At 57.3% G+C, this 17,275-nt stretch carries 16 protein-coding genes and 1 pseudogene; 6 read left to right on the plus strand and 11 right to left on the minus strand.

Annotation, left to right across the window (positions count from 1 at the left end):
• Positions 1–124: 124 nt before the first annotated feature.
• Entirely contained in the window at positions 125–382 is a 258-nt protein-coding gene (locus CYD26_RS18565) for a DUF2790 domain-containing protein (RefSeq protein ID WP_065761764.1), read from the minus strand.
• Between the two features lie 283 nt (positions 383–665).
• On the opposite strand from CYD26_RS18565, the gene CYD26_RS18570 reads away from it, so the two are divergent.
• The gene (locus tag CYD26_RS18570) at positions 666–1,082 is read left to right on the plus strand and encodes a GNAT family N-acetyltransferase (protein ID WP_065761765.1); all 417 of its coding nucleotides are present in this window, start codon (positions 666–668) and stop codon (positions 1,080–1,082) included.
• Here CYD26_RS18570 and def read toward each other — a convergent pair.
• From def to CYD26_RS18595, 5 genes and pseudogenes are all read right to left on the minus strand, one after another.
• Entirely contained in the window at positions 1,070–1,606 is a 537-nt protein-coding gene (gene def / locus CYD26_RS18575; protein ID WP_102053287.1) for a peptide deformylase, read from the minus strand. The genes CYD26_RS18570 and def overlap by 13 nt on opposite strands.
• Before the next feature lie 12 nt (positions 1,607–1,618).
• The gene (locus CYD26_RS18580; RefSeq protein ID WP_065761767.1) at positions 1,619–2,575 is read right to left on the minus strand and encodes a YihY/virulence factor BrkB family protein; all 957 of its coding nucleotides are present in this window, start codon (positions 2,573–2,575) and stop codon (positions 1,619–1,621) included.
• A 292-nt stretch (positions 2,576–2,867) separates the two neighbouring features.
• Positions 2,868–3,353, minus strand: coding sequence for a hypothetical protein (locus tag CYD26_RS18585; protein WP_145991800.1), 486 nt, complete (start codon positions 3,351–3,353; stop codon positions 2,868–2,870).
• 469 nt (positions 3,354–3,822) lie between these two features.
• Positions 3,823–5,295 (minus strand): annotated as a pseudogene (tssI, locus tag CYD26_RS18590) (type VI secretion system tip protein TssI/VgrG); the annotation flags it as partial.
• Between the two features lie 91 nt (positions 5,296–5,386).
• Positions 5,387–5,905, minus strand: coding sequence for an Hcp family type VI secretion system effector (locus CYD26_RS18595; protein ID WP_102053289.1), 519 nt, complete (start codon positions 5,903–5,905; stop codon positions 5,387–5,389).
• A 480-nt stretch (positions 5,906–6,385) separates the two neighbouring features.
• Between CYD26_RS18595 and CYD26_RS18600 the strand changes: the two genes are divergently transcribed.
• Entirely contained in the window at positions 6,386–6,766 is a 381-nt protein-coding gene (locus CYD26_RS18600) for a hypothetical protein (protein WP_065761669.1), read from the plus strand.
• Here CYD26_RS18600 and CYD26_RS18605 read toward each other — a convergent pair whose 3' ends face one another.
• Positions 6,767–7,603, minus strand: a complete 837-nt coding sequence (locus CYD26_RS18605; RefSeq protein ID WP_099773838.1) for a S1 RNA-binding domain-containing protein — start codon at positions 7,601–7,603, stop codon at positions 6,767–6,769. It lies immediately after the preceding gene.
• 156 nt (positions 7,604–7,759) lie between these two features.
• Between CYD26_RS18605 and CYD26_RS18610 the strand changes: the two genes are divergently transcribed.
• Positions 7,760–8,635, plus strand: coding sequence for a DUF6279 family lipoprotein (locus CYD26_RS18610; protein ID WP_099773837.1), 876 nt, complete (start codon positions 7,760–7,762; stop codon positions 8,633–8,635).
• 1 nt (position 8,636) lies between these two features.
• Here the strand turns inward: CYD26_RS18610 and aceK are convergent, their stop codons facing one another.
• Positions 8,637–10,358, minus strand: coding sequence for a bifunctional isocitrate dehydrogenase kinase/phosphatase (gene aceK / locus CYD26_RS18615; protein WP_102053290.1), 1,722 nt, complete (start codon positions 10,356–10,358; stop codon positions 8,637–8,639).
• Positions 10,359–10,641: 283 nt separating this feature from the next.
• Between aceK and CYD26_RS18620 the strand changes: the two genes are divergently transcribed.
• Positions 10,642–11,529, plus strand: coding sequence for a DMT family transporter (locus CYD26_RS18620; RefSeq protein ID WP_102053291.1), 888 nt, complete (start codon positions 10,642–10,644; stop codon positions 11,527–11,529).
• A gap of 82 nt (positions 11,530–11,611) precedes the next feature.
• Here CYD26_RS18620 and CYD26_RS18625 read toward each other — a convergent pair whose 3' ends face one another.
• The 3 genes from CYD26_RS18625 to cysK form a co-directional block, all read right to left on the minus strand.
• Positions 11,612–12,508, minus strand: coding sequence for a DMT family transporter (locus tag CYD26_RS18625; protein WP_102053292.1), 897 nt, complete (start codon positions 12,506–12,508; stop codon positions 11,612–11,614).
• Between the two features lie 364 nt (positions 12,509–12,872).
• Positions 12,873–13,808: an aspartyl/asparaginyl beta-hydroxylase domain-containing protein gene (locus CYD26_RS18630; RefSeq protein WP_102053293.1), complete on the minus strand. Its 936-nt coding sequence runs from the start codon at positions 13,806–13,808 to the stop codon at positions 12,873–12,875.
• 173 nt (positions 13,809–13,981) lie between these two features.
• A complete protein-coding gene (gene cysK, locus CYD26_RS18635) occupies positions 13,982–14,956 on the minus strand; it encodes a cysteine synthase A (protein WP_065761663.1) in 975 nt (324 codons plus the stop codon).
• 232 nt (positions 14,957–15,188) lie between these two features.
• Between cysK and CYD26_RS18640 the strand changes: the two genes are divergently transcribed.
• The gene (locus tag CYD26_RS18640) at positions 15,189–16,034 is read left to right on the plus strand and encodes a MoxR family ATPase (RefSeq protein WP_065761662.1); all 846 of its coding nucleotides are present in this window, start codon (positions 15,189–15,191) and stop codon (positions 16,032–16,034) included.
• 30 nt (positions 16,035–16,064) lie between these two features.
• On the plus strand, positions 16,065–17,243 hold the full coding sequence (locus CYD26_RS18645) for a VWA domain-containing protein (protein WP_102053294.1): 1,179 nt from the start codon (positions 16,065–16,067) through the stop codon (positions 17,241–17,243).
• The last annotated feature ends 32 nt before the right edge of the window (positions 17,244–17,275 follow it).

Below are 17,275 nucleotides of genomic sequence, written 5' to 3' on the forward strand. Positions count from 1 at the left end.
CTCCAAGTCACCCATTCAGCCACCACAGCCAAACGGGTTGCGCTAACGCGCAACGCGCCATGCCTGGCGCACAACAATAAAACCCCCGCTGCTGCGGGGGCTTGAGAACATCTGGCAATGCCTATTAACCGTTGCTGCAACCGTCACCCATGGCGCGGTATTCAATGGTATGACGCTGGCCCTGATGGTCTTCATAAGTCATGGTTGCTGGCACGACTTCACACACATTTGGCAGGGTCGACAGGCTGATTACCTTGGCAATATCGAGGTTTTGCGAGTAATCATACTGCTCGGCAACAGGTTGAGCGGCTGCCGTTTCAACTTCATCTGCCAGCGCAAATGTAGAAAAACCGATCAAGGCGAATGCAAGTAATTTTTTCATGTTAGTTGGCCTGCAAAGCAATCAAACAAACAAATTCACTTCATGCGCCGGATGGGCGGGGAGAAGTTGTTACATCACAGGTTGATGTAACACGAAGTACCGACCCCAATTAACTATTCTGTTTGGGATGTGCTTAGTTTACAGCGCAACTTCCGTCGTTAAATCCCGAAGCCGTACATTCACTATTACCGATTCCGTAACAATAACCACCTTGCACAGGGCTCGACGGGCCGACACCCCCTGGTGTAAAACCGCGAGATAGAGCCTTGCGTGGAAACCCATCGTGCCTCAGATCCACTACTGCCTGCTGCCTGCCCTTGAGCAGCCACTGCTGAATAAATTCTACAAAAGCCAGGGTTCATCGATGCGTGCGGCTCCCGGCGGGCAACACTGGGTTGCACGCGCACCACAGCTCATCGCCGCGCTGAACCTTACGGCGGTGCCCGGTGGCAGTTGGTTGACCGGATTACTGGTGGGCACAGAATGGCGTGCGCAGGGCATTGCCCGGGGCCTGATAGAAACAGCAACGCGCCAAGAGGAAGGCAGCGTCTGGTTGTTCTGTCATCCTGATCTGCAGGCGTTCTACGCTCGGCTGGGCTTTGCATCAGCCCACACGTTGCCCGCCCCACTGGCGGACCGCCTGGTGCGCTATCAACGCAGCAAAGCCCTGCTGGCGATGGTTCGGCCTCAATCGTCCTGATCGACCAAGCCTGGAAACAACACTTCGGTGTAACCGAACTTGGCGAAGTCGTGAATGCGCGAAGGGTACAGCCGACCGATCAGGTGGTCGCATTCATGCTGCACCACGCGGGCATGGAAGCCTTCAGCCACTCGCTGAATCGGCATGCCCAGAGGGTCAACGCCTTCATAACGAATACGGGTATAGCGCGGTACTACACCACGCAGGCCCGGCACCGACAGGCACCCTTCCCAACCGTCCTCGACTTCAGTGCCTAACGGTGTGATCACCGGGTTGAGCAGGATGGTCTGCGGCACGGCCTCGGCATCCGGGTAACGCTCGCTGCGCTCGAAACCAAAGATGACCAACTGCAGGTCAACACCGATTTGAGGTGCAGCCAGCCCGACCCCGCCAACATGGCGCATGGTCTCGAACATGTCAGCAATCAACTGCTCCAACTCGAGGCTGCCATACAGATAGGCTGGCACCGGTGGTGCGATGCGCAACAGGCGCTCATCGCCCATTTTCAGGATTTCACGAATCATGGGGCATTCGACTCAACGTTCGGGATCGGATTCAGGCTGGAGCGAATGATCGCGACCAAGTCCGGAAACATGCTTTTTATCATGGCTATGATCGTCATCGGTAAACGCCTTTTTGCCGAGGGTGCTGATCTCCTCGCACATATGGTCGATCACCGCGTTCATCTCTGCGCCCAACAGCAACACCGCCGCCGAGATATAGAAGTACAGCAACAGCACAATGATCGCACCGATACTGCCGTACATGGCGTTGTAATCGGCAAAGGTCTTGACGTAATAACCAAAGCCCAGAGACGCAATGATCCATACCACTACCGCCAACACCGAACCCGGTGTGATCAGACGGAATCTCTGCTTCACATCTGGCATCACGTAATAGATCAATGCCACCGCCACCATCAACAAAATGACAATGGCCGGCCAGCGCAGCACCATCCAGAGCGTAACGATGAAGTCCTCCATCCCCACCTGCGACGCGACCCAGGCCATCACCTGCGGCCCGAGCACCATGAAGGCAGCGGCAGCCAGCAACATACCGGCAATGCCCACGGTGTAGATGATCGACAGCGGAAAACGCTTCCAGATAGGCCGTTGCTCGACCACATCATAGGCCGCGTTCATCGCACTCATCATCAACCGTACGCCCGCCGATGCCGTCCACAACGCAACAACAATACCAATCGAGAGCAACCCACCCTTGGACTGCTGCAACTGGTCAATCACCGGGTTGACCTGCTCCAGTGCCTGCGGCGGCAGCACCAGCTCAGACTGCAAGCGCAACCAGGAGAAAAAGTCCGGCAGGTGCAGGAACCCGATCAATGCAATCAGGAACAGCAGGAAGGGGAACAGCGAAAACAGCATCTGGTAAGCCAGTGCCGACGCATAGGTGGACATCTCATCATTGAGAAACTCGCGGACCGTTCTCACCAGCACACGGTGAAGCGGCAAGCCGCGCAAGTCGGGAAATATCATGGTGTCTCCTGTCACTGCTCGACAGTCATCGGCAGGTTCCATGTGCGCGGTAACAGTGATCAACTCACGTTAGTTTAAATGAGCAACGGGCAGGCAGCACAACGCAACTGCAAAGAGATCAATCGCCCCATTGACCCACACTGCGCCCTCAACGTTCCATTTTTCTTGCCGTGCGCTCTCTGTGGGACGCAGGCTTGCCTGCGATGGCTTCAGCGCAGATGCCAGTGAGTACACTGGTGCCTGCATCCTTGGCAATCGCCTAAAGCCTTGGAAGCGGCCAGCTTGCCCCTCTTCAAGCAGCCCGGTCTATGGGACGGGCGACACGCGGAAGATGTGGAAGTCGCGCCTCGAAAAAGGCCAGTAGATGATCAAGCTCGCAGCATTTGGCAAACAACGGTGCGACACTAAGGGCATTCTCCTTCATATAATTGTCATACCAAGCAAACTCCAAACCCACTAACCCCTGCTTTTTATCAATAACAACCTCTGTAAACTCAGACCACTCAAAGGTTCTCAGATGAAATATCGTGTGTACCCCACGATAATTTTTTGAGTTCATTGACGCGCGCAAAAGCATCATCTTCGCGGGCGCGATCACGGCATAGATTAGAAAGCTAGCGTCGCGATAGAGGCTTGCCATACAGGCAAAGAGAATCGCCGAAATAATCGCGAGACACGTCAAGAATTTCAGTGCCCACTCTGGAAAATTTTTCCACTCACAAAATTCAGCACCAGATGCTGTAAAACGGTAGGCGAAGTTCATGCGCTGATGGGTCATGCTCAACACAGCTACCATCAATACAGAAAAAACAAAAGAGCGCACAATGAGCGCGTAGGCTCATCGTACCTTTCAAAATTTGAGTGCACAGAAAACCCAAACCAAACAGCAACCACCAGCCAGAAAACAAACAACCCATTAGCAATAACGGTATTATAGTTTCGCGCTTTTATCCTCCAGCCCAGCAGTTCAGACTCATGTGCATATTTCCACGTCAGCTGAGGCGGCAGTTCTCGTGGCCTGACCCAGTGGCTCAGCAGAGACTTCACACTAGACAACCCGTCTAAAACCTTCATTTCGCCATCCCCTCTGGCACCTGAAGATTCAGCCCGTAGAGACTGTGTTTCTCCAGCTTCTGCTCTTCAGGCAGCATGTCCGTGAACAGCGTATTTTGGCGCTCGGCCTCACGTAAAGAGTCGCGCAAGGCCACACGGAACATGTAGCCACGGGCGTCTGTGCGTTGATTGGTGTCGTCAATGCGCAGCTCGTTGCTGCGGCTACCCTTGTGCTCCTTGCTCTTGACCGTCGCGACGGTCTTGAAGTCAGGTAGCCGGTAAGGCGGAAGATGAACGCCATGAAACAGGCAACCGGTGACTAACGGCCTGTCAGGATCCCCCTCCTGGAAGCTGATCAATACTTCCATGCCAATACGCGGCAACGAGATAGCCCCGAAACCCTGACTGGCCCAGTTGGAGGCCACACGCATCCAGCAGCTGGTGCGCTCGTCGGCCTGGCCTTCACGGTCCCAGAAAAACTGCACCTTCACCCGCCCATAGGCATCGCAATAGATCTCTTCGCCTTCGGGACCGGTGACAACTGCGCTCTGCGTGCCGAACAACCTCGGTTTGGGGTGCTCAAGCGGTGGACGGAATGGGGTATCCCAAGGCGTGGCGACGAAGTGATTACGGTAGCCCTGATGAAAACCGTCGAGGTCAGCCTCGAAATCACTGACGATGGCTTCTTCAAGCACCTGAGGCTGTCGGCCTTCATGGGTGATTTCGGTCAACAGCCACAGGTCGTTCCAGGCAGGGTTGCCATGCTCGGCCAGGCGCAGGAAGTGCCCGCTGACCAACAAGGGCTGATCACTGTCGCCGTGTGCTTGCTGGTAATCGCTGCGATGGCGCTCCAACGCTCGCTTGGCCAGCAGAGCACCCTGCTTGTCCTGATTGAAATGTCCAGGGTAGCCGTAGTCCTCAAGGTCTGGCCTGGCCTCGCTTTCGGCCTTGCCCTCCCGTTCGAGGCGCGGTGTCTTGAAGTCGTAGTCACGCCGAGTGACGCGGCTGGTACGCGTCTCTACCCGCAGGCCAAAGTGCTTGATCACGGGTACTTCAGCGACCATGCCCGTGTCAGGCTGATAACGCACAGGAGCAAGAACCGGAAACACCGTCTGATCATCACCGAACACCAGCGTGTGCGCTTCGACGCTGTGCTGAAAGTGATAGTGCAAACCGACCTCTTCACTCAGACGCTGGATGAAATGCAGGTCAGACTCGGCGTATTGAACGCAGTACTCGCGCTCGGGATAGACCCCACTCAGGTGAAACCGATAGGTGTTGCTGAAGATGCCGTGCTCTTCAAGCACACGAGCAATGATTTGCGGCACCGTCAGGTGCTGAAAAATGCGTTGGTTACTGCGGTGCGCCAAATAGGACAGACGCGGTCGCAGCGTGATCCGATAGCGCGTCAGGCGCTTACCGGCATCGCCCACGGCAACGCGGTAGATCTGCCCATGTATGCCATGCCCATTGGGCGAAAACTGCAAAAAAGCAAGCTTGTGCAACAGGCCCTCCAGATCGAGCGAGGGTCGTTCACTGACCAGTTCGAGCTCGAAGTGAAACGGCCGGCTGATCGCCTCCTGCCCGTTGAAGGACAGCACCTGAAGGTCATGTTCCAGACCTTCTATGGTCAGGCGGAAATGCGGTTGATTGGCCGGTGCGAACATCCAATGTTCCTCCGTCAGGGTATCGGCAGCGCCAGGCAGTGCGCAGCGGGCGACACGAAGGCCGACCGCTGCGCAGTAAGATCAATCAGCCTTAGCCGGCAACCGGCGCGCGCCAGTCATCAGAGCCGGAGGTACCCGAGACCTCATGCGTCCAGGTGATCTTGCGGTAGGTGAAATGCACGTCTTGCAGATGCGTGAAATGCGCGTTGCTTGGGTCCTGGCAGTTGTGCATGTAGTCTTTGATATAGACGATGATCGCGTCTTCCAGGGTGGTGGTGTAGTAATGCTCCTGGGTGCCGGACGCCGAGGTGCGGTACCACTTGATCTCGACCTTTCTAAGCACCTCACCGGACGTCAGTGCCGCCAGCAGCAGCGGCGAAGCCTTATCGAACACTTTGGTGACGACTGCGGGCTTGTGTACGCGCTGACCTGTAGGCTGGCCAGATTGCGGGTCACGGGGAATGATCACTTCGTGCTGGAAGCCTTGGACCATGACTTGGTCTTCATGACCTTCCTGATAGGTATTGCCCACGGAATCCGCGGTGAAGGCATCGGCAGTGATCAGGCCTTGTTTGGTGCCCTCGACGGACATGTATGCAGGAGTAGCCATTGGTATTTTCCTTGCTAAAAAGTCATTAAAACCGTGGGCGAAATCCGCCCCACGACGAAATGACTAATGCCAAGGATCGTGCCAACTTTTTAAAATGCTTTAAAATCATAAGCTTAAAAACAAACCAAACAGAACTGGTCGTTTTTTGCACAAATAATCAGGAAAAAGTGCGCAAGAAGTTGCGCAGTGCTGCGCAACTTCTTGCGCACTCGTCTGTACACACCGAAATATATGGCCTACGCAAATCTATACACAGGGTTATCCACATTTCAGTGCGCAACTTCTTGCGCACAATAGCCTAAAGCCATCATGCAAAAAAATGTGATTAACAGGCTGTTTTTTGCCCGAGAAAATCATCGTTCGATGGGCATCCAGAGTGCAGCAATCAGGGCTCAGGAATTAACCCCAGCAACGCACAGAACGCGTAAAATGCCCGGCATCTTTGACACCGTGCCAAAGCGTCACCCGTAGGAACCCGCAATGAAAATCGACAAAGCCACCGCTATTGCCCGCCGCAACCAGCAATTGGGCACACCGGTGCTGAGCGCCGACAACTGCCTGTTCGCCGCGCTCGATCACAAGCGCAATATCTGGTGGTTTGATGTACCGGTGAAGCGCCTGCACACCGGCCTGGGTGACTGGATCAACCTGCTGTTGCACACTCCGGAGAACGACCAGTTGCAGCACTTGAAGGTGCCGACCAGCTTCCTGCGCACACGCCTGGAGGAAATGGAGGTGCGTAATGCGCACAAGCGCCGTACCACCATCAGCCTGGCGCTGAGCGCCGACCGCGATGCGTGGCTGCAGGATCAGCGTCCGGGCGGCAACAATGTCAGTTTCGCCCGGTTCCTGCAGAGCTGATCAGACCCGTTCGATACGGTCGGCGTGGATCACGATCAGGCCGTCCTTGTACAAGGCGCCAATGGCCTTCTTGAAGTTGCCCTTGCTGACCCCGAACAGGTCGCTGATCAGTTGCGGGTCGCTCTTGTCGCTGACCGGCAACACGCCGTTGGCCGCCTTGAGCTTGTCGAGGATCAGGTCGTGCAGGCTGTTAACGGCCTGCTGGCCAATTGGCTGCAGGCTGAGGGCGATCTTGCCGTCGCTGCGCAGTTCCTTGATATAGCCCTTCTCCTGCTTGCCGGAACGCAGGAACTTGAACACTTCGTTCTTGTGGATAAGGCCCCAGTGCTTGTTGTCGATGATCGCTTTGAAGCCCATGGGCGTCTCGCCGGCGACCAGCAGATCGACCTGCTGCCCCACCTTGTAGTTGGCCGGCACCTTGTCCAGGTAACGGTCCAGACGTGAAGTCGCCGTAATGCGGCGGGTGCGTTTGTCCAGGTAGACATGCACCACGCAGTAGTCGCCCGCACGCAGTGGATGCTTTTCCTCGGAGTACGGCATCAACAGGTCCTTGGGCAGGTCCCAGTCGAGGAAAATGCCAATGCTGTTGATCTCGACCACCTTCAGGCTGGCAAACTCGCCAACCTGCACCTTGGGCTTCTCGGTGGTGGCGATCAGCTTGTCTTCACTGTCCAGGTAGACGAAGACGTTGAGCCAATCTTCAACTTCAGTGGGCGTGTCCTTGGGGATGTAGCGGTTGGGCAAGAGGATCTCGCCGTCTGCTCCACCGTCCAGGTACAGACCGAAGTCCGTATGTTTTACCACTTGCAAACTGTTGTAACGCCCAACTAAAGCCATGTCCGAAAATCCTCGTTGCGAGGCCGGTATTCTACACCTGAACCGAAGGCACCGCCCGGTCACTGAAGGTCTCTTTCAACCGTTCGTACCTGTGGGGTCGGCAAGAGAGCCTGCCTGTTCTATAAAGAAAGGGCATGCCCATGCAAGGATCCGCTCATGTACAGCCGCCTGTCCAAGTACCTGCGCCCTCTCCTGCTAGCGGTTCTCTGTAGTGCCGCACTGATAGCCTGCAACCGGATTGATCTGGCCTACCGCAACCTCGACATCCTCGTGCCCTGGTCGCTGAACGACTACCTGGACATGAACCGCGAACAGAAAACCTGGCTTAAACAGCGCCTCACGACACATTTGAGCTGGCACTGCCGCACCCAACTGCCGGGTTACCTTGAATGGCTCGATCGGGTGAAGTCGATGGTGGCCAGCAATCAGGTGTCCGAGGCGCAATTGCAGGCGCGCACCAACGAAATCAAGCACGCGATCGACAACGTAGCCAGGCAGATCACGCCTTCGGCGGTAGAACTGTTACGCGCCCTGGATGATGATCAGGTACGCGCCATGCGTCAGGCGTTTACCGAAGATACCCGCGAAAAGCAGGAAATTTACGCCAATACACCCTTCGATAAACAGATCGCCCAGCGTACCCGACGCATGGAAAAGCGTCTGACACCCTGGCTGGGTGAGCTCAGCGCGCAACAGCAGTTGCGGATCACCCAGTGGGCACACTCACTGGGCGCTCAGGGTAATGTCTGGATCACCAACCGCGCAGAATGGCAGGCGCAGTTCAGTGCCGCCGTGGAGCAACGGCAGTCTGCAGACTTTCCAGAGCGCCTGGAGCGTTTGCTGATCGACCGGGAACGTCTCTGGACCCCTGCGTACCGCCAGGCCTACCAACAGAACGAAGCCGCTACCCGCAGCCTGTTGGTCGACCTGATGGCTCAAAGCAGCCCCTATCAGCGGCAACACCTGGAGAAAAAGCTGGCACAGGTGCACCAGGATTTCAGCCAGCTCAAATGCCTGAAGGCGGGCGTCTGACTCACGCTTCGCGGCATTTGCGCCGGTACGGGAAGACGTCGATCACCTTGCCCGCACGGATCGCTTCCTGCAGGCCTTTCCAGTAATCGGCATCATAGAGTTCGCCATGCAGTTGGCTGAACAGGCGACGCTGGGCGCTGTCGGCAAACAGGAACGGCGGAAACTCTTCAGGGAATACATCCAGCGGGCCGATGGAATACCAGGGCTCCGAGGCCATCTCATCCTCCGGGAAGCGCGGCGGCGGGATGTAGCGGAAATTGACCTCGGTCAGAAAGCAGATTTCATCGTAGTCGTAGAACACCACCCGACCATGGCGCGTCACGCCAAAGTTTTTCAGCAACATGTCACCTGGAAAAATGTTCGCCGCCGCCAACTGCTTGATGGCCAAGCCGTAATCCTCCAGCGCGTCACGCACCTGGGCATCGTTGGCATTTTCCAGGTAGAGGTTGAGCGGGGTCATGCGTCGCTCAGTCCAGCAGTGGCGAATCAGTACGGTATCACCATGCACCTCGACGGTAGACGGTGCCACCTCCAGCAGTTCGGCCAGGCACTCCGGGTCGAACTTGCTCAGCGGGAAACGAAAGTCGGCAAATTCCTGGGTGTCGGCCATGCGCCCGACGCGATCAACACTCTTCACCAGGCGGTACTTTTCGATCACCGTGGCCCGATCGACACTCTTGGAGGGTGAAAAACGGTCCTTGATGATTTTGAACACTGTATTGAAGCCCGGCAGGGTAAACACGCTCATGACCATGCCACGCACCCCGGGCGCCATGATAAAGCGGTCATCGGTGCTGGCCAGATGGTTGATCAGTGCCCGGTAGAACTCCGACTTGCCATGCTTGTAAAAGCCAATCGAGGTGTACAACTCAGCGATGTGCTTGCCCGGAAGAATACGCTTGAGAAAGCCAACGAACTCGGCGGGTACCGGTACATCCACCATGAAATAGGAACGGGTAAACGAGAAGATGATAGAGACGTCCGCCTCGTCGGTAATCAGTGCATCGATCTCGATACCGTGCCCTTCGCGGTGCAGTAGCGGGATTACCAAAGGCCATTGCTCGTCCTGGGTAAAAATCCGCCCGACCAGATAGGCACCCTTGTTGCGGTAGAGCACCGAGGAAAACAACTCGACCTGCAGTTGGGGGTCCTTGCACACCCAGTCCGGCAGGCTTTCTCGAAGTTGCACTTCAAGTCGCGCCAGATCGCCCTGCAAATCGGCATAGGGTACGTCAAACGAATAATCCGCAAAGACCTGCGCAAGCATAGCCGCCAAGTGCCCGTCAGGACGGTAAATGCGCGTTTGCGCGGCTCGCTCGTGACTGCGCAGCGAAGGCCGGGTGGTGTGAATGAACATGCAGCCATCGCTGATCAGGTCATGGCTGAACAGACTGCAGAAAATCGAGTTGTACCAGGTTTCGGAGAGCTCATCGTCCAGTCGTGGATCAATCAGGTCGATATAGGCACTCTTGACCAATGGCCAATAGGCGACATCCAGCAGCACCTCATCGGTAAACGCCTGGTGCAGGCGTTGACTGACCTCGCTGACCTTGTCTTCGTAAAGGTTGATCCGTGCCGCCGAGGCGCTCTGCGTTTGCTGCCACTGGGCCTGCTCAAAGCGACTACGGGCACCGTCGGTAATACAGCGGAAATGCTCACGGTAGTCGTCGAAACCTTCGAGGATCATCCGGGCAATATCAGCGGCCGGCCATGGCTGGGGCATACAGGGACCTCGGTGTCGTGGATAAAGCCTGAGCTTAGGTCAGTCTCCTACAGGACGAAAAGACTCCTCGCACCGATACTTCGGCCAAAAGGTAGCAAACAGATCTGATTCCGCACGCCGGTGTACTGCCCATCCCTGGAATTACTGGAGGACGGACAACGCTACTGCAACCGGCCCGCGCGAACGGCATGATCCTTACTCAGGAAACCAGCGCAAGAAACAGAGCGAGGCGATCAAGCATTTACCGTAAACTCGCGGCCCGCACCACGGACCGGAGACCCTAGTGAGCCCTATCGCCCTGACCCGCCTGCTGACCCTCGCTGCCGTGTGGGGGGCCAGCTTTCTGTTCATGCGCATTATTGCGCCGGTACTGGGCACTGTGCCCACGGCGTTCTTCCGTGTTTCGATTGCCTGTGCTGGGCTGCTGATGATCCTTGCACTGCTGCGAGTGGAGTGGAATTTTCACGGCAAACTCAAGGCGTGCCTTGTGCTTGGAATGGTGAACTCAGGCATTCCGGCAACCCTGTACTCCGTCGCGGCGCAAGTGCTGCCAGCCGGCTACTCGGCCATTTTCAATGCCACCACGCCCTTGATGGGCGTATTGATCGGTGCGCTGTTCTTTCGCGAACCCATGACCCTGAGCAAACTCGCTGGCATTTTTCTCGGCCTGCTCGGCGTCGGCATTCTCAGTGGCGCCGGGCCGGTAGCCTTCGACCTGAACCTGCTGCAAGGCGCCCTGTCCTGCCTGGCGGCAACCACCTGCTATGGCTTCGCGGGTTTTCTTGCCCGACGCTGGCTCGACCACCAGGGCGGGTTGGACAGCCGCCTTTCAGCGCTGGGCAGCATGCTCGGCGCCACTCTGCTGCTGTTGCCCCTGTTCGGCTACAGCGTCATGACCCAGCCACCGGCCAGTTGGGGTGGTTGGGAGGTCTGGTTATCGCTGCTGGGCCTGGGGCTGGTCTGCACCGCCTTTGCCTACATCGTGTACTTCCGCCTGCTCAGCGAGATCGGCCCGGTCAAGTCGTCAACCGTGACCTTCATGATTCCCGCGTTTGGCGTACTCTGGGGAGCCTGGTTACTGGACGAACCGTTGTCTGCTGCCCACCTGTACGGTGGTGCATTGATTGCGCTGGCCTTGTGGCTGGTGCTCAAGCCCAGCGTGATCAGGTAAAGACCTGTACCCCGTCGTTGAGCGCGCAGCCAGGCGCGGCGTACGGCTGGCTGCCTGTACGCCGTGCCAGGCTCAGTTACCGCTAGGCCTCTTCAACCCTGCCTGACTGAGGCGCGTAGGCCGGCTTGCGGAAGACGAACAGCAAGCCGATAACGATCAGCCCCATGCCCAGTACACTCAGCAATGCCAGTCGGTTGCCAAAGATCAGGTAGTCCATGATGGCGGTCACCGCCGGTACCAGGTAGAACAAACTGGTGACATTCACCAGATTGCCCCCGGCAATCAACCGGTAGAGCAGCAAGGTGGCGAACACCGAAACCACTAATCCCATCCATAGCACCGACAGCAGCACATCACTGCCCGGATCGATATGCAGCGGCTGAAAGGGCGCAAACACCCCACACAGCAGCAACCCCGCCAGGTACTGCAACGGCAGGGTACCCAATGGATTAGCGGTAATACGTTTTTGCATGATCGTGCCCAGGGTCATGCTCGCCAGCGCTAGCAACGCGAAACACATGCCGGCAAACGATACGCCTCCCAAGCCTATGCCCTGATAAACCACCATTACCAGCCCGGCCAGGCCCAGGCACAAGCCAAACAGCCGATTCCAGGAGCCCTGACGCTCCATCAGCACGATGGTGAGAATCGGCTGCACCCCCATCACGGTGGCCATTACCCCGGGTGTGACGTGAGCATCCAGGGCCAACAGGTAGAAAATCTGATAAGCGCCAAGCAGCACGCACCCTGTTGAAATCGCCTGCAGCCACGCGCGCCGGCCTTGCGGCCAACGCAATTTCAACAAGGGGCCAAGCAGCAGTAACGCTGCCAGGGCGATGACAAAACGGATCAGCAAAAAGGCAAAGGGGCTTGCGTGGGCCAGGCCCCACTTGGAAACAATTGCGCCACTGCTCCAGAGCAGGACGAACAGGCTGGTCGTGGCCGCCGCGGCCACGGATTCTTTCGAAATAACAGACATGAAATGCCACCTGTATTCGGGCAAGTAAGCCGAACGGTGCCGCCGCAAAAGGACAGTCAACCGCTTTCAGTAGTGTTCAGGCGTAATCAGGGGATGTCGCAGCACCAGCTGCTCAGCCCACTACGACAACCACGCCTGGGGGTGCTACGACACACCCTGGAACGCCACTGACAGGTGGTGGGTAATGGCTGATCATGGCCGGCTGCTGCGCGCCACGCACGACAACTACCGCGTCGGGCGCGGCAGCGTATGCAGTGACTGGACAGAATGCGGGCATGATCAGTTCTTCAATAGGGGGATTAACGGAAGGCACATGGCCTTACCGGGCCTGACTATAGTCAGCACCCGGTAACAGCGCAAGGGGTCAGAACAACCAGCGATACAACAGGTAGGCAACAAGCACGGCCAGCACCGGGCGCATGACCCGATAGGCTTTTGGGTTGGCCCGCTTGAACTGCTTGACCTTGCTACTGATGACGTTACTGAAACGCTTGCTCCAGGCATACGCCTGGTTGATACCGCCAACACGCTCGTCATCGGTGTTCTGCGGTGCCGTGGCACGGCCAAGGAACGCACTGACACTGCGGTTGATGCGTGTCATCAGCGGGCTGCTGAGCGGCCGTTCGATATCACAGAACAGGATCACGCGCGTCGTGTCGGTTTCGTTTTTCACCCAATGCACGTACGTCTCATCGAACATAACATCTTCACCGTCGCGCCAGGCATACGCCTGACCATCGACGTAGATCCGGCAGTCGTCCGAGTTGGGCGTCGACAGGCCCAGGTGATAACGCAGGGAACCGGCAAAGGGGTCACGGTGCGGGTTCAGGTGGCTACCACCAGGCAGCAGGGCAAACATGGCGCCCTTGACGTTGGGGATGCTGCTGACCAGTTCAACGGTCTTCGGGCACAGTGCGTTGGCCGACGGCAACGGCTTGTCGTACCACTTCAGGTAGAAACGCTTCCAGCCCTTCTTGAAGAACGAGCCGAAACCGGCGTCGTTGTCTTTCTCGGCAGCACGAATGTACCCCTCGTCGAAGAGGTGCATGGCCTCCTCGCGGATCACTTCCCAGTTGTCCTTGAGCACATCCAGCTCCGGGAACCGGTTGCGGTCCAGGTAGGGCTTGGACGGCACCCCGGAAAACAGGTACATCAAGGCGTTGTAAGGGGCGAACAATGCCGAATGGTTGACGAACTGGCGCAACAGCGGCAAACGCGCCTTGCCGCGCAAATGTACATAGAGCGTGCTGCCGAAAAACAGCAGCAGTACACCCGCCTTGGCGACAAAGGAAAAGGTCATGCAACACTCCTTGGAATTTCGATCAGGCCATCGCTGCCGATTAATCGGCCATGATAAACCGATCCGGCTCTGGTAAAAACAACCAGAGCCGGACAATCACTGTTAAGGATTGTGCAACAAAGCGCGGCAGCGAATATTGCCGCGGATCAGGCAAACCGGCACAGGCAGCGGTATTACTGCTGGTTTTCCTGGTCGGTGAACAGGTCACTGAACAACATGCTCGACAGGTAACGTTCACCGGAGTCGGGCAGGATGACCACGATAGTCTTGCCCTGCATTTCCGGTTTTTCGGCCAGGCGTATCGCCGCCGCCATCGCGGCACCACAGGAAATGCCACAGAGGATGCCCTCCTCCTGCATCAAACGCCGGGCCATGGTCTTGGACTCTTCATCGCTGACCAACTCGACCTGGTCGACCATCGACAGGTCAAGGTTCTTCGGCACGAAGCCTGCGCCAATACCCTGGATTTTGTGCGGGCTGGGCTTGATCTCTTCACCGGCCAGTGCCTGGGTGATGACCGGCGATACCATGGGTTCCACCGCCACCGACAGAATCGCCTTGCCCTTGGTCTTCTTGATGTAACGCGAAATGCCGGTGATCGTGCCGCCCGTGCCAACACCCGCTACCAGCACATCCACCGCACCATCGGTATCGTTCCAGATTTCGGGCCCTGTGGTTTTTTCATGAATCGCCGGGTTTGCCGGGTTATCGAACTGCTGTGGCATGAAGTACTGGGCAGGGTCGCTGGCAACAATTTCGTTGGCCTTCTCAATGGCGCCTTTCATCCCCTTGGCAGGTTCGGTCAACACCAGCTCGGCACCCAATGCCTTGAGCACCTTGCGACGCTCGATACTCATCGACGCCGGCATGGTCAGCACCAACTTGTAGCCACGGGCCGCCGCAACAAACGCCAGGCCAATACCGGTATTACCCGAGGTCGGCTCTACGATGGTCATGCCAGGCTTGAGCTTTCCGCTGCCTTCAGCATCCCAAATCATGTTTGCGCCAATTCGGCATTTGACCGAATAGCCAGGGTTACGCCCTTCGATCTTGGCCAGAACGGTCACTCCGCGCGGGGCGATACGGTTGATCTGCACCAGCGGTGTATTACCGATGGAATGCGCGTTGTCAGCAAAAATGCGGCTCATGGCGGGGTCCTTTTGGCACCTTGCGAAAACTTCAAGGGTAAGCCTGCCCCTGAAGTGCGTCCAGCCCTCAAAAGGACAAACATCCGCCACATCAGTCACCAAGTGACGGAGCATTCAGAGACTGAATGCTCCGTCTGCGTTCCCAGCCAAGCGGGCAGCGCGTTATAGTCGGGAATAACCATTTTTCCACCAGGGGCCACGTACCCTTGGGGCTACGTTAGAGGATCGCTACATGAAGTTCGAAGGCACCAGCGCTTATGTCGCCACAGACGACCTGAAACTGGCGGTCAACGCGGCGATTACCCTGGAACGCCCGTTGCTGGTAAAGGGTGAGCCCGGCACCGGCAAGACCATGCTCGCCGAACAACTGGCCCAATCCTTTGGCGCCAAACTGATCACCTGGCACATCAAGTCCACCACCAAGGCCCATCAGGGGCTGTATGAGTATGATGCGGTCAGCCGCCTGCGCGACTCGCAACTGGGTGTGGACAAGGTGCACGACGTGCGCAACTACCTGAAGAAGGGCAAGCTCTGGGAGGCGTTCGAGTCCGAAGAGCGCGTCATTCTACTGATCGACGAAATCGACAAGGCTGACATCGAGTTCCCCAACGACCTGTTGCAGGAACTCGACAAGATGGAGTTCTACGTTTACGAGACCGACGAGACGATCAAGGCCAAGCAGCGCCCGATCATCATCATTACCTCGAACAACGAAAAGGAGCTGCCTGATGCCTTCCTGCGTCGCTGCTTCTTCCACTACATCGCCTTCCCTGACCGCGACACCCTGCAGCAGATCGTCGATGTGCACTACCCCAACATCAAGAAGGACCTGGTCAGCGAAGCACTCGATGTGTTTTTCGACGTGCGCAAGGTACCGGGCCTGAAGAAAAAACCCTCTACCTCTGAACTGGTCGACTGGCTCAAGCTGCTGATGGCCGACAACATCGGTGAAGCCGTGCTGCGCGAGCGCGATCCAACCAAGGCCATTCCGCCGCTGGCTGGCGCCCTGGTCAAGAACGAGCAGGACGTACAACTGCTGGAGCGCCTGGCGTTCATGAGCCGTCGCGGCAATCGCTGATCTGCCACAGACCAATCAGGGGCGACTGCCATGCTGCTCAACCTGTTCAATGAAATGCGCGCGGCAAAGGTACCGGTGTCGGTACGCGAGCTGCTTGATTTGCTCAACGCACTCAAGCAGGGCGTGACCTTTGCCGACATGGACGAGTTCTACTTCCTGTCACGGGCGATTCTGGTCAAGGATGAACGCCACTTCGACAAGTTCGACCGCGCCTTCTCGGCCTACTTCAAAGGCCTGGAAAACCTCGATCAACACCTGGAGGCGCTGATTCCGGAGGACTGGCTGCGCAAGGAGTTCGAGCGCTCGCTCAGCGACGAAGAACGCGCACAGATCCAGTCCCTTGGCGGGCTGGACAAGCTGATCGAAGAGTTCAAGAAGCGCCTGGAAGAACAGAAGGAACGCCACGCCGGCGGCAACAAATGGATTGGCACGGGCGGCACCAGCCCCTTCGGCTCCGGCGGTTTCAACCCCGAAGGCATCCGCATCGGCGATGCAGGCAAACGCCAGGGCAAAGCGGTCAAGGTCTGGGACCAACGTGAATACCGCAACCTCGACGACCAGGTCGAACTGGGCACGCGCAATATCAAGCTGGCCCTGCGTCGGCTACGCAAGTTCGCCCGCCAGGGGGCGGCCGACGAACTGGACATCGACGGCACCATCGACCACACCGCCCGTGATGCCGGCTTGCTGAATATCCAGATGCGCCCAGAACGACGCAACAGCGTAAAACTGCTGTTGCTGTTCGATATCGGCGGTTCCATGGACGCCCACGTGAAGATCTGCGAGGAACTGTTTTCGGCCTGCAAGACCGAGTTCAAGCACCTTGAGTACTACTACTTCCACAATTTCATCTACGAGTCGGTGTGGAAGAACAACCTGCGTCGTACCTCCGAGCGCACCTCCACCATGGACCTGCTGCACAAGTACGGTGCCGACTACAAAGTGGTGTTCGTCGGTGATGCGGCCATGGCGCCCTACGAGATCACCCAGCCCGGTGGCAGCGTCGAGCACTGGAACGAAGAGGCGGGCTACGTCTGGATGCAACGCTTCATGGAAAAGTACAAGAAGCTCATCTGGATCAACCCCTACCCCAAGAATACCTGGGGGTATACGGCCTCGACCAACATTGTCCGCGAGTTGATCGAAGACCGTATGTTTCCGCTTACCCTGCGCGGGCTTGAGGAAGGGATGCGGTTTCTGTCCAAGTAAGAGAACAATGCCCGGAACCACACCTGGCAATG

Origin of the sequence: Pseudomonas sp. FFUP_PS_473, from assembly GCF_002858665.1 — a bacterium.
GTDB classification, from domain to species: Bacteria; Pseudomonadota; Gammaproteobacteria; order Pseudomonadales; family Pseudomonadaceae; genus Aquipseudomonas; species Aquipseudomonas defluvii.